This is a genomic window from Enterobacter sp. EGD-HP1 (assembly GCF_000733275.2).
Classification (GTDB): domain Bacteria; phylum Pseudomonadota; class Gammaproteobacteria; order Enterobacterales; family Enterobacteriaceae; genus Enterobacter.
In genome coordinates this window covers 1-14,091 of record NZ_AVOP01000011.1, presented here as the reverse complement: position 1 = coordinate 14,091, position 14,091 = coordinate 1, and the positions used below count along the sequence as shown (strand labels likewise).

The 14,091-nt window shown below is 57.5% G+C and carries 8 protein-coding genes; 6 read left to right on the top strand and 2 right to left on the bottom strand.

Going from position 1 to position 14,091, the window contains the following annotated elements:
• The first annotated feature begins 1 nt into the window (after nt 1).
• A complete protein-coding gene (gene glgP, locus N037_RS08760; RefSeq protein ID WP_023333723.1) occupies nt 2-2,449 on the top strand; it encodes a glycogen phosphorylase in 2,448 nt (815 codons plus the stop codon).
• An 88-nt stretch (nt 2,450-2,537) separates the two neighbouring features.
• On the opposite strand, the gene glpD is transcribed toward glgP, so the two are convergent.
• Nucleotides 2,538-4,046, bottom strand: coding sequence for a glycerol-3-phosphate dehydrogenase (gene glpD, locus N037_RS08755; RefSeq protein WP_032640357.1), 1,509 nt, complete (start codon nt 4,044-4,046; stop codon nt 2,538-2,540).
• 188 nt (nt 4,047-4,234) lie between these two features.
• On the opposite strand from glpD, the gene glpE reads away from it, so the two are divergent.
• From glpE to N037_RS08740, 3 genes are read left to right on the top strand one after another with little or no spacing between them, the layout of a single operon-like run.
• Entirely contained in the window at nt 4,235-4,567 is a 333-nt protein-coding gene (glpE, locus tag N037_RS08750) for a thiosulfate sulfurtransferase GlpE (protein WP_006177908.1), read from the top strand.
• A gap of 47 nt (nt 4,568-4,614) precedes the next feature.
• Nucleotides 4,615-5,445 (top strand): rhomboid family intramembrane serine protease GlpG, encoded by an 831-nt coding sequence (gene glpG / locus N037_RS08745; RefSeq protein ID WP_023309506.1) that lies wholly within the window; start codon nt 4,615-4,617, stop codon nt 5,443-5,445.
• Between the two features lie 16 nt (nt 5,446-5,461).
• The gene (locus N037_RS08740; RefSeq protein ID WP_008503060.1) at nt 5,462-6,220 is read left to right on the top strand and encodes a DeoR/GlpR family transcriptional regulator; all 759 of its coding nucleotides are present in this window, start codon (nt 5,462-5,464) and stop codon (nt 6,218-6,220) included.
• A gap of 81 nt (nt 6,221-6,301) precedes the next feature.
• Here N037_RS08740 and malT read toward each other — a convergent pair whose 3' ends face one another.
• On the bottom strand, nt 6,302-9,007 hold the full coding sequence (gene malT, locus N037_RS08735; protein ID WP_032640354.1) for an HTH-type transcriptional regulator MalT: 2,706 nt from the start codon (nt 9,005-9,007) through the stop codon (nt 6,302-6,304).
• 586 nt (nt 9,008-9,593) lie between these two features.
• On the opposite strand from malT, the gene malP reads away from it, so the two are divergent.
• The gene (gene malP, locus N037_RS08730; protein WP_032640352.1) at nt 9,594-11,987 is read left to right on the top strand and encodes a maltodextrin phosphorylase; all 2,394 of its coding nucleotides are present in this window, start codon (nt 9,594-9,596) and stop codon (nt 11,985-11,987) included.
• Between the two features lie 9 nt (nt 11,988-11,996).
• Nucleotides 11,997-14,075 carry a 4-alpha-glucanotransferase gene (gene malQ, locus N037_RS08725; protein ID WP_032640350.1) on the top strand — a complete coding sequence of 693 codons (2,079 nt, stop codon included), beginning with the start codon at nt 11,997-11,999 and terminating at the stop codon, nt 14,073-14,075.
• Nucleotides 14,076-14,091 lie beyond the last annotated feature (16 nt).

The following is a 14,091-nucleotide window of genomic DNA, read 5'->3' as shown; positions in this document are numbered from 1 at the left end:
TATGAACGCTCCATTTAGCTACTCTTCACCCACGCTCAGCGTTGAGGCGTTAAAGCACTCCATCGCCTACAAGCTGATGTTCACCATCGGGAAAGATCCGGTTATCGCCAACAAGCACGAGTGGCTGAACGCCACCCTGTTTGCGGTGCGTGACCGTTTAGTGGAACGCTGGCTGCGCTCAAACCGCGCCCAGCTCTCGCAGGAAACGCGTCAGGTTTACTACCTGTCGATGGAATTTTTGATTGGCCGCACGCTGTCCAACGCGCTGCTGTCGCTCGGTATTTATGACGACGTCAAAACCGCACTGGAAGAGATGGGGTTAGATTTAGAAGAACTGATCGATGAAGAGAACGACCCGGGCCTCGGCAACGGCGGTCTGGGGCGTCTCGCCGCCTGCTTCCTCGACTCGCTGGCAACGCTGGCGCTGCCGGGCCGCGGCTACGGTATTCGCTACGACTACGGTATGTTCAAACAGAACATCGTCGACGGGCGCCAGAAAGAGTCGCCGGACTACTGGCTGGAGTACGGCAACCCGTGGGAGTTCAAGCGCCACAATACGCGCTACAAGGTGCGCTTTGGCGGGCGTATCCAGCAGGAAGGCAAAAAATCCCGCTGGGTAGAAACGGAAGAGATCCTGGCCGTGGCCTACGACCAGATTATCCCCGGCTATGACACCGATGCTACCAACACGCTGCGCCTGTGGAGTGCCCAGGCCAGTAGCGAAATCAACCTCGGTAAATTCAACCAGGGTGACTACTTTGCGGCGGTGGAAGATAAAAACCACTCCGAGAACGTGTCCCGCGTGCTCTACCCGGATGACTCGACCTACTCCGGCCGCGAGCTGCGCCTGCGTCAGGAGTATTTCCTCGTCTCCTCGACGATTCAGGATATCCTCAGCCGCCACCATCAGCTGCACAAAACCTACGCCAACCTGGCGGAGAAAACCGCGATTCACCTTAACGACACCCACCCGGTGCTTTCCATTCCGGAGCTGATGCGCCTGCTGATCGACGAGCATAAGTTCAGCTGGGATGATGCGTTTGAAGTGACCTGTCAGGTGTTCTCCTACACCAACCACACGCTGATGAGCGAAGCGCTGGAAACGTGGCCGGTGGACATGCTCGGCAAAATCCTGCCGCGCCATCTGCAGATTATCTTTGAGATTAACGACTACTTCCTTAAGACGCTGCAGGAGCAGTACCCGAACGATACCGGGCTGCTGAGCCGCGCGTCCATCATTGATGAATCGAACGGTCGCCGCGTGCGCATGGCCTGGCTGGCGGTGGTCATCAGCCACAAGGTCAACGGCGTGTCCGAGCTCCACTCGAACCTGATGGTGCAGTCGCTGTTTGCGGACTTCGCGAAGATCTTCCCGACGCGGTTCTGCAACGTGACCAACGGCGTCACGCCGCGCCGCTGGCTGGCGCTGGCCAACCAGCCGCTCTCTGAGGTGCTGGACGAGAATATCGGCCGTACCTGGCGGACCGATTTGAGCCAGCTGAGCGAGCTGGAACAGCATATTGATTTCCCGACGGTGAACAAAGCCGTGCGCGAAGCCAAGCTGCTGAACAAAAAGCGTCTGGCGGTCTGGCTGGCGATGCACCTCAACGTGGTGGCAAACCCGAAAGCGCTGTTCGACGTGCAGATCAAACGCATCCACGAATACAAGCGTCAGCTGATGAACGTGCTGCACGTGATCACCCATTACAACCGCATCAAGGCCGATCCAACGGCCGAATGGGTGCCGCGCGTGAAGATTTTCGCCGGTAAGGCGGCTTCCGCCTACTACATGGCGAAGCACATCATTCATCTCATCAACGATGTGGCGAAGGTGGTTAACCAGGATCCGGAGATTGGCGACAAGCTGAAGGTGGTGTTCATTCCGAACTACAGCGTCAGCCTGGCGCAGCTGATCATCCCGGCGGCGGATCTCTCTGAGCAGATTTCCACGGCGGGCACGGAAGCATCCGGCACCAGTAACATGAAGTTTGCCCTTAACGGCGCGCTGACCATTGGTACGCTGGACGGGGCGAATGTCGAGATGCTGGAGCACGTGGGCGAAGAAAATATCTTTATCTTCGGTAATACGACGGAAGAGGTGGAGGCGCTGCGCAGGAAAGGCTACTCGCCACGTCAATATTACGAAGAGGATGAAGAGCTACGCCAGGTGCTGACGCAGATCGCGACCGGCGTGTTTAGCCCTGATGAGCCGAGCCGCTATCGCGACCTGGTGGATTCGCTGATTAACTTTGGCGATCACTACCAGGTGCTGGCGGATTATCGCAGCTACGTGGACTGTCAGGATAAGGTGGACGAACTTTATCGTCAGCAGGAGAAGTGGACCAGCGCCGCGATGTATAACATCGCCAATATGGGCTATTTCTCGTCCGACAGGACCATCAAGGAATATGCCGAGACGATCTGGCATATTGATCCGGTGAGGTTGTAAAAACAAAGCCGGGTGGCGGCTTCGCCTTACCCGGCCTACTCGATCCCGTAGGCCCGGTAAGCGCAGCGCCACCGGGCTTTTTTTCTAATTACGACGCGAGTGACAATTCACGCTTTCCCGCATTTTGCAGCAACCACTGCGCCACGCGAGATTGCTGCTCGGCGTTGAGCCACATCCCTTCTTTGGTACGACGCCAGATAGCATCATCCAGACGACGAACCCACTCGTGCTCAACCAGATAGCGCAGCTCGGCTTCGTACAGCTCGTGGCCAAAATGCTCGCCCAGATCCGCAATGTCCTTCGCATCGGCCAGGAACAGCTCGGTATTGCTGCCGTAGGTGCGGGCATAGTGGCGCGCCATTCCTTCGGTGATGAACGGGAAGCGACGGCGCAGCTTCGCGGCGTAATCATCGCGGTTGTCGCCGATATCACCGCCGGGCAGTACCGCGCCTTTGGTCCATGCCGGGCCAATGCCTTTGTAGTACGGCGCCAGTTTTTCCAGCGCGTGCTCTGCCAGCTTGCGGTAGGTGGTCAGCTTGCCGCCAAACACGGAAAGCAGCGGCGCCTGACCGTCAACGTCGTGAATATCGAGCGTATAGTCGCGGGTAATCGCCTGCGGCGAGTCAGACTCGTCATCGCACAGCGGACGCACGCCGGAGTAGGTCCAGACCACGTCATCGCGTGACAGCTGTTTCTTAAAGTGCGCGTTATACACTTTGAGCAGATAGTTCACTTCGCTCTCGTCGATCTCGACGTTCTTCGGATCGCCTTTGTACTCCACGTCGGTAGTACCGATGATCGAGAATTCGTCCATCCACGGGATCACAAACACGATGCGTTTATCTTCGTTTTGCAGAATGTAGGCCTGCTTCTGCGAATGCACGCGCGGCACCACAATGTGGCTGCCCTTGATCAGGCGAATACCGTACGGGGAAGGCAGATGCATGCCGTCATCGAAGAACTGCTTCACCCATGGGCCGGTAGCGTTCACCAGGCCGCGCGCTTTCCAGCTGAATTTCTCGCCGGTATCGATGTCTTCCGCTTCCACAATCCACAGGCCGTTTTCACGGCGCGCAGCGGTCGCGCGGGTACGGGTTTTCACCTCGCCGCCTTTCTTCTCGACCATCTGGGCATTCGCCAGCACCAGACGCGCATCGTCCACCCAGCAGTCGGAATATTCGAAACCGCGCACGATTTCAGGCTTAAGGACCGATTCTGAGCCAAAACGCAAACCTTTCGAACCCGGCAGGCTGGTGCGTTTACCCAGATGATCGTACATAAACAGACCAATTCGGATCATCCACGCCGGACGCAGATGCGGGCGATGGGGCAGGCGGAAGCGCATCGGAATCGCCAGATGCGGGGCCATTTTCAGCAGCACTTCGCGTTCGGCCAGCGCTTCGCTGACCAGGCGGAATTCGTAGTGTTCCAGGTAGCGCAGGCCACCGTGAATCAGTTTGGAGCTGGCGGACGACGTCGCGCAGGCGAGATCGTTAGCTTCCAGCATCAGTACGGATAAACCGCGTCCTGCGGCATCAACCGCAATACCGGCACCGTTGATGCCACCGCCTATCACAATCAGATCTTTGGTTTCCATAACACCCTCATGCACTTTCGTTAAAGCTCAGAAATGTTCGATATCGCTCATAATAGCAAAGGAACGCGCTTTTGGTAACATCAAAAAAACAATTTAGAGTGATATGGATAACATAATGGCGTTTACCCGCCGCCAGGACGTACACTACGGGGTAAAATCTTGTCGTTGACCACAGTAAAGAGAACACCATGGATCAGTTTGAATGTATTAACGTAGAAGAAGCCCACCAGAAGATGCACCAGGGAAAAGCGGTGCTGGTGGACATCCGCGATCCGCAGAGTTTTGCGATGGGCCATACGCCGGGCGCGTTCCATCTCACCAACGACACGCTGGGCGCGTTTATGCGCGATAACGACTTCGAGACGCCGGTCATGGTCATGTGCTACCACGGCAACAGCAGCAAAGGCGCGGCGCAGTATCTGCTTCAGCAGGGCTACGACGCGGTGTACAGCGTCGACGGCGGCTTTGATGCCTGGCATCGTCATTTCCCGGCAGAAGTGGAATACGCTTTTGAGCGCTGATCCCGCTATACTGTCCCCTTTTGTGTGGAAATAAGCGACCGCTGCCCATGTTGATGATCACCTCTTTTACCAACCCGCGCGTCGCCCAGGCGTTTGTCGACTATATGGCGACGCAGGGCGTTATTCTGACCATTCAGCAACATAACCAGACCGACGTCTGGCTGGCCGACGAGAGCCAGGCAGCGCGCGTAAACGAAGAGCTGGCGCGTTTTCTTGAGAATCCCGGCGACCCGCGCTATCTGGCGGCCAGCTGGCAGTCCGGGCAGACCGACAGCGGATTGCATTACAGCCGTTTTCCCTTCCTTGCCACCATCCGCGAACGCGCGGGCCCGTTTACGCTGCTGCTGATGGCGGCCTGCATTATCGTCTTCATTATTATGAACGTGGTGGGCGACCAGAGCGTGATGATTGCCCTGGCCTGGCCCTATGACCCGTCTCTTGAGTTTGACGTCTGGCGCTACTTTAGCCACGCGCTGATGCACTTCTCGGTGATGCATATCCTCTTTAACCTGCTCTGGTGGTGGTATCTCGGCGGTGCCGTTGAAAAGCGTCTGGGCAGCGGCAAGCTGATCGTTATCACCCTGATCAGCGCCCTGCTGAGCGGTTATGTTCAGCACAAGTTTAGCGGACCGTGGTTCGGCGGGCTGTCGGGCGTCGTGTATGCCCTGATGGGCTATGTCTGGCTTCGCGGGGAGCGCGATCCGGAAAGCGGCATCTATCTGCAACGCGGATTAATAACCTTTGCGTTAATATGGCTAATTGCCGGATGGTTTGATCTGTTTGGTATGTCTATCGCCAACGGTGCACACGTCGCCGGGCTGGCCGTGGGGCTGGCGATGGCGTTTGCCGACACGCTCCATGCGCGAAAACGAACATAATTCTCAGGGATAATTGATGAAACAAACACAACGTCATGACGCTATTATCGAACTGGTAAAAAAACAGGGATACGTCAGCACCGAAGAGCTGGTGGAGCAGTTTGCCGTCAGCCCACAAACCATCCGTCGTGACCTGAACGACCTGGCCGACCAGAACCGCATTCTTCGCCATCACGGTGGGGCGGCGCTGCCGTCCAGTTCAGTCAATACCTCCTGGCACGATCGTAAAGCCACGCAGACGGCAGAGAAAGAGCGTATTGCCCGCAAGGTCGCCAGCCAGATCCCGAACGGGGCGACGCTGTTTATTGATATCGGCACCACGCCGGAAGCGGTCGCCCATGCGCTGCTGGATCACGAGAACCTGCGCGTGGTCACCAACAACCTGAACGTGGCCAATACCCTGATGCAGAAAGACGATTTCCGCATCATCCTCGCGGGCGGCGAACTGCGCAGCCGCGACGGTGGGATTATCGGCGAAGCGACCCTCGATTTTATCTCTCAGTTCCGCCTCGACTTCGGCATTCTCGGGATCAGCGGCATCGACAGCGACGGGTCGCTGCTGGAGTTTGATTATCACGAGGTGCGCACCAAACGCGCGATCATTGAAAACTCACGCCACGTGATGCTGGTGGTGGACCATTCGAAGTTTGGCCGTAACGCGATGGTGAACATGGGCAGCATCAGCATGGTGGATGCGGTTTATACCGACGTGATGCCGCCGGCGGGCGTGATGCAGGTGATTAAGGATAATAATTTGCAGCTGGAATTGTGCTAGGAAGTGTGTCGGGTGGCGCTGCGCTTACCCGACCTACAAAACCCGTAGGCCCGTGCAAGCGTAGCGCCGCCGGGCAATGAATTACACTCCGTATCCCATCATCTTCAACAGCTGCTGCGCATGCTGTACCGCATCCTGGCGATGCGCCACACCCAGCTTCTGATACAGATTGCGGATATGCGTTTTGATGGTGGTTGCTGCCACCGCCAGCTCGCCGGCAATCTGCTCGTTGCTGTAGCCTGAATAGATCAGCCCCAGAACCTGCCACTCACGCTGGGTCAGCGGGCTGGTGCGGATAAGCTCCGGCACTTCCGGGTGGTTAAGCAGACGTTCAACGAAGTTCTCATCAAAATGTGCGAACTTATGCCGATGGTGCTGGTTAATCTCACGCAGAATACGCTGGGCGCGATGCTGATCCAGCTCCGGCAGCGTGTTGAGCTGAATAAGCTGACGCAGCTGCTGCGCCATCACTTCACCTTCAATCACAAAGTGGCTGATAAACCCGGTGCGGTTAGCCAGCTGCAGCGCTTCCAGCAGCACGCGCTGGGCATCGTTTTTACGACCCGCCTGCCAGTAGAGCTGGTTCAGCAGCAGCAGGTTGCGGTTCAGGTCGCTCATCAGACGCAGGCTGCGCGCGTTCTCGTTCAGCTCCTCCAGCACAATCTCTGCGGGCTCTACTTCACCGAGCAGGATCTGCGCGCGGGCAATGTTGCGCCACTGGCTCTGCAGGAAGTGGTTGTTCGCAAATTCCGGTTTTGGCGTCTGACGCAGCCAGTTGGCGGCGGATTTTTTATCGCCGGTCATCTGCCAGTAAATCACCCGGACCTTATCGGCGTTAGAGACCCAGTCGCTATGATACTGACCGTTGCCGAGCAGGTTCTCCAGGCGGTTAAGATGGTTGCGGGCGTTATCGAGATCGCCGCGCGCCAGCGAGCACTGCACCAGCAGCGCCAGACACTGCAGCTGCTGCTGAGGCTGGAAGCTGGAAAGGACATCCACACCCTGGCGGGCGCAGCTTTCCGCTTCATCCAGACGCGACCATGCCCACAGCAGCTGGGCGCGAATACGCAACAGAAACTCGTGCATCGGCAGCTGTTCCAGGTGCTGTTCACGAATCAGCTGGAACGCTTTTTCCTGATTTTCCCAGGCGGCCTGCAGGAACCCCTGCGCGAATAAAATCTCGCTCTGTTGGATCAGGCTCCACAGCGCGTAATGCCAGACATCATGACGACGCGCCATCTGTTCGGTTTGCTGCATCAGTGAAAGCGAACGCGTGAGATCGCCTTTACAGTGCAGCACTTCGCCGTGTACTGAGGTCGCAACGATGCGGCTGTAGAAGTTAGCCAGCGGCAGTTCATCCAGCGCGACCATCGCCAGCCGTTCAGCTTCGTCCGGGTCGCCGTCGTTAATGGCCACCTGAGCGCGCAGCGCGTTGAACTCGCCGTGCAGGGTGGTATCCATTTCGCTTTCCATCTCCTGCTCGGCGCGCGCCAGCAGGGTGTTCACTTCGCTGTAGCGGTGCTGGCTCTGCATCAGCCAGGCCTGCAGCAGTACCAGACGCGGGTTCTCGAGCAGGCTTTCCCACGGCAGGGCTTTGAGAGACTCTTCCAGCAGGGTCAGCTCGCTGTGGTTAAACAGGCCCCACGCATGATTGAGGAGGATATCGCGCAGCATGCTGGCATCACCGGCGGCCAGCGCGTGGTGGATGGCCTCGCTCGGGAAGCCTTGCGCCATCCAGCTTTCGGCAGCGGCGCGGTGGATCTCCGGCAGTTCAACCGCCAGTTCCCACTGACAGCGCTGGCGCAGGAAGCTACCAAACAGAGGGTGATAGCTAAACCACTCGCCCGGATCGTCCATGCGCGTCAGGAAAAGGCCCTGACGTTCAATCTCTTCGAGCTGCAGCTGACCGTTTTCACAGCCCGTCACGCGCACGATGAGCGCATCGTTCATGGAACGCAGCAGGGAGCTTTTCAGCAGGAAATTACGCGTCGAGGGATCGACGCTGTTCAGCACCTCATCCACGAGGTAGTCAGAAAGGTGGCTGGCGTTGATGCCCGCCAGACGCCGCGCAGACTGATGCGCCGGACTGTTGTTTTGTCGGGCAGAGAGCGCGATGAGCTGCAGCGCCGTGGCCCAGCCGGCAACGTCATCACATAGACGGCTGCTTTCGGCGGCCTCAATAGGTGATGTCAGGCGGCAGTCAAAGAACTGTTTCGCTTCCTGGTGGGTAAAGGCCAGCTGCTGGCTGCCCACTTCCAGAAGCTGATCGCGCACGCGCAGGTTGGCAATACCCAGCTGCGGCAGGTTGCGTGACAGCACGACTAAGGTCAGGTTTTCCGGCTGATGGCGCAGGAAGAAACGCATCGACTCATGAATCACCGGGTTAGTGATGAGATGGTAATCATCAATCACCACGTAAAGCGGGCGATGCCATTCGGCCAGTTCGATAAACAGCTGCGAGAAAAGGGAGGACAGGCTGGCGTACTGGCGCTTTTGCACCATCACCTCACTGGCGACGCAGTGTCCATGGGTTGCTTGCTGTATGGCGGCAATCAGATAGCTGGCAAAACGTTCTTGCTGGTTATCGCCCTCGTCGAGGGAGTACCAGCCGAGATCGCTTTTACCCGCGGCCCATTGCGAAATGAGCGTTGTTTTTCCATAGCCTGCAGGGCTCGTAACCAGCGCCAGTCGGAAATTATGCGCGCCGGAAAGTTTAGCCAACAGACGCTCGCGGACCACTGTATGGTCAAGACGAACCGGGCGACTTAATTTAGACGGAATCAACATAGGTTTCACTTCACTGTGGGGAACGAGAGTTTTTATTTTTTTTGCGCTTCGTAATTAATACGATATAAGGTCGGCCAGAAAGAGAACTATTGCAAGTTATGTCTGGATTTGGTGGCTCTGAATTTGCACTCTGTCACAAAACATTCAGACAGATGATGGAACTTTGTGAAAAGGGCGTTGACGCCGCGTCAATGCTGGCTTGTATGGCTGTGCTGCGGCTGCGCTGAAACTGGTTTCAGAAAGGGATAGTGACGTCAAATTTAATAAAGTCTGGGTAAAGTTAAGGGAGATTAATAATCTCCTTAGTTATTACCCGATTGCAGAAATATTATTCTACGTAAGTAATCATTTCAGCGGGTTTTAATTTCACCCGAAACCACATTTCATTTCTTTGACATTCTCGATGGTTACTTTTTTATCTTCAGGGCACACTCGAACTATGCTCTGAGAGTGGCCTTGATCACACTTTTCTGCTCATCCCCGCTACTCCTCCCTGTCTAATCCCCCACGGGAGGAGGAAGAGGGGAAATGAGCCAGGCACACTAGCGCCAACTTGTGTTTTCTTTCTAAAGGATGCCGATCCCCTATGTCACAGCCTACCTTCAACAAAGCTCAATTCCAGGCTGCCCTGACGCGTCAGTGGCAGCGTTTTGGCCTTCATGCTGCAAACGAAATGACGCCTCACCAGTGGTGGCAGGCAGTGAGCGGTGCGCTCGCAGAACAGCTGGATGCTCAGCCTTTGGCAAAGCCGGTGAAGAACCAGCGTCATGTAAACTACATTTCAATGGAATTCCTGATTGGCCGTCTGACGGGCAACAACCTGTTGAACCTCGGCTGGTATCAGGAGGTAGGGGACGTGCTGAAAGAGCACGACATTAACCTGACCGACCTGCTGGAAGAAGAGATTGACCCGGCGCTCGGCAACGGCGGCCTGGGACGTCTGGCGGCCTGTTTCCTGGACTCTATGGCGACCGTCGGCCAGTCGGCGATCGGCTATGGTCTGAACTATCAGTACGGCCTGTTCCGTCAGTCGTTTGCCGATGGACATCAGATGGAAGCGCCGGACGACTGGCATCGCAATACCTACCCGTGGTTCCGCCACAATGCGCAGCTGGACGTGCAGGTAAGCATTGGCGGGAAAGTCACAAAGCAGGGGCTCTGGGAACCGGCGTTCACCCTTACCGGTGAAGCCTGGGATCTGCCGGTGCTCGGCTACCGTAACGGCGTGGCGCAGCCGCTGCGTCTGTGGCAGGCGAAGCACGCGCATCCGTTTAACCTGACCAAATTTAACGACGGCGATTTCCTGCGCGCCGAGCAGCAGGGTATCGACGCCGAGAAGCTGACCAAAGTCCTCTACCCGAACGACAACCACCTGGCGGGTAAAAAGCTGCGCCTGATGCAGCAGTACTTCCAGTGCGCCTGCTCCGTGGCGGACATTCTGCGTCGCCATCACCTGGCGGGCCGCAAGCTGGCGCAGCTGCCGGACTTCGAAGTGATTCAGCTCAACGACACGCACCCGACGATTGCGATCCCGGAACTGCTGCGCGTGCTGATCGACGAGCATCAGCTGAGCTGGGACGACGCCTGGGCCATCACCAGCCGTACCTTTGCCTACACCAACCACACCCTGATGCCGGAAGCGCTGGAGTGCTGGGATGAGAAGCTGGTGAAAACGCTGCTGCCGCGTCATATGCAGATCATCAACAAGATTAACGACCAGTTTAAAAAGCTCGTGGATAAAACCTGGCCGGGCAACAAAGCGGTCTGGGCGAAGCTGGCGGTGGTTCACGATAAGCAGGTGCGCATGGCGAACATGTGCGTGGTCAGCGGCTTTGCCGTTAACGGCGTGGCGGCGCTGCACTCGGACCTGGTGGTCAAAGATCTCTTCCCGGAATACCACCAGCTGTGGCCGACCAAATTCCACAACGTGACCAACGGCATCACGCCGCGTCGCTGGATCAAGCAGTGCAATCCGCTGCTGGCCGGCCTGCTGGACAAGACCCTGAAGAAAGAGTGGGCCAACGATCTGGACCAGCTCATCAACCTGGAAAAATACGCCGACGACGCGAAGTTCCGCGAGCAGTACCGCGCGATCAAGCTGGAGAACAAGGTTCGCCTGGCGGAGTTCGTGAAAGTGCGTACCGGGATTGAGATCAACCCGAATGCTATTTTCGATATCCAGATCAAACGCCTGCACGAGTACAAACGTCAGCACCTGAACCTGCTGCACATTCTGGCGCTGTATAAAGAGATCCGCGAGAACCCGCAGGCCGACCGCGTGCCGCGCGTGTTCCTGTTCGGTGCGAAAGCGGCGCCGGGCTACTACCTGGCGAAAAACATTATCCTCGCCATCAATAAAGTGGCGGCGGCGATCAACAGCGATCCGAAAGTGGGCGACAAGCTGAAGGTCGTGTTCCTGCCGGATTACTGCGTCTCGGCGGCTGAAATGCTGATCCCGGCGGCGGATATCTCCGAGCAGATCTCAACCGCAGGGAAAGAAGCGTCCGGTACCGGCAACATGAAGCTGGCGCTGAACGGCGCGCTGACCGTCGGTACGCTCGACGGGGCAAACGTCGAAATCGCCGAGAAGGTGGGTGAAGAGAATATCTTTATCTTCGGCCATACCGTGGAAGAGGTGAAAGCCATCAAGGCCAAAGGCTACGACCCGGTGAAATGGCGTAAGAAAGACAAAGTGCTCGACGCGGTGCTGAAGGAGCTGGAAAGCGGTAAATACAGCGACGGCGACAAGCACGCGTTTGACCAGATGCTGCACAGCATGGACAAACACGGCGGTGACCCGTATCTGGTGATGGCGGACTTCACGGCCTATGTCGAAGCGCAAAAGCAGGTCGACGTGCTGTATCGTGACCAGGAAGCGTGGACCCGCGCGTGCATCCTGAACACCGCCCGCTGCGGTATGTTCAGCTCTGACCGTTCAATCCGTGATTATCAGGCCCGTATCTGGCAGGCAAAACGCTAAGGAAGCGCGATGGAGAGTAAACGTCTGGACAGCGCCGCGCAGGCGGCGGGGATCAGCCTCAGTTACATTAATGCTCACGGCAAACCGCAGTCTATTGGCGCCGATACCAAAAGACGTTTGCTGGATGCCATGCACAAAGCCGACGCGAAAGCGTCGGTTGCGCCGGTGCCGAACGTGAAGGTATTCACCGCTGGCAAAAAGATGCCGCTGGCGGTGGAGGGGCGCGGCGAGTTTAGCTGGCTGCTTACCACCGAAGAGGGGCATCAGCACAAAGGCCACGCCACCGGCGGCAAAACGTTAAACCTTCCGGCGAAGCTGCCGGAGGGCTATCACACCCTCACGCTCACCCAGGACGATCGGCGTTTCCACTGCCGGGTGATCGTCGCGCCAAAACGCTGCTACGAGCCGCAGGCGTTGCTCGAAGGCAAAAAGCTGTGGGGCGCCTGCGTGCAGCTCTACACGCTGCGTTCCGACAGCAACTGGGGCATCGGTGATTTTGGCGATCTGAAAAAGATGCTGGCATCCGTGGGCGAGCGCGGCGGCGCGTTCATCGGCCTCAACCCGATCCACGCGCTCTATCCGGCCAATCCGGAGAGCGCCAGCCCGTATAGCCCGTCGTCCCGCCGCTGGCTGAACGTGATTTATATCGACGTTAACGCGTTAGATGACTTCAAAAACAGCAAAGAGGCGCAGGCGTGGTGGAAACTCAGTACCACGCAGCAGGCTCTCAAGCAGGCGCGCGACGCAGACTGGGTGGACTATTCCACCGTCACGGCGCTGAAAATGGCCGCGCTGCGTCTGGCGTGGAAAGGCTTTTCACAGCGTGACGACGAGCAGATGGCCGCGTTCCGCCAGTTTGTGACGCAGGAGGGCGAGAGCCTGTACTGGCAGGCGGCGTTTGATGCGCTGCACGCGTATCAGGTGAAAGAGGATGAAATGCGCTGGGGCTGGCCGGTCTGGCCGGAAGCGTATCAGTCCGTCGACACGCCGGAAGTCAAAGCGTTCTGTAAAAATCATGCCGACGAGGTGGACTTCTACCTGTGGCTGCAGTGGCTGGCGTACAGCCAGTTTGCCGCCTGCTGGCAGGTGAGCCAGGGCTATAAGATGCCGATCGGCCTGTATCGTGACCTGGCCGTGGGCGTGGCAGAAGGCGGCGCGGAAACCTGGTGTGACCGTGAACTTTACTGTCTGAAAGCCTCCGTGGGTGCACCACCGGATATTCTTGGCCCGCTCGGGCAGAACTGGGGTTTGCCGCCGATGGATCCGCACGTCATGGCGGCGCGCGCCTACGAGCCGTTTATCGACCTGCTGCGCGCGAACATGCAGAACTGCGGCGCACTGCGTATCGACCACGTGATGTCCGTGCTGCGCCTGTGGTGGATCCCGTACGGTGAAACCGCGGATCACGGGGCGTACGTGCAGTATCCGGTTGACGATCTGCTGTCGATCCTGGCGCTGGAAAGTAAGCGTCACCAGTGCATGGTGATCGGCGAAGATCTCGGTACCGTGCCGGTGGAAATTGTCAGCAAGCTCCGCGACAGCGGCGTCTACTCCTATAAAGTGCTCTATTTTGAAAACGACCATGAGAAAACCTTCCGCGCGCCGAAAGCGTACCCTGAACAGTCAATGGCAGTCGCGACGACGCATGACCTTCCTACGCTTCGTGGCTATTGGGAAAGCGGCGATCTGACGCTCGGCAAAACGCTGGGCCTGTATCCTGATGAAGAGGTTTTGCGCGGCCTGTATCAGGATCGCGAGCTCTCGAAACAGGGGCTGCTGGATGCGCTGCACAAGCAGGGCTGTCTGCCGAAACGTGCCGGACATAAGGCGTCATTGATGTCGATGACCGCTACCCTCAATCGCGGCCTGCAGCGCTATATCGCCGACAGCAACAGCGCCCTGCTGGGCCTGCAGCCGGAAGACTGGATTGATATGGCGGAACCGGTGAACATCCCGGGTACCAGCTATCAGTACAAGAACTGGCGTCGCAAGCTCTCCACAACGCTTGAGAAGATGTTTGCCGATGACGGGGTGAACAGGCTGATTAAGGATTTGGACAAGCGGCGAAAAGCGGCCGCGAAGAAGTGATAAAAAAACCCGCCAG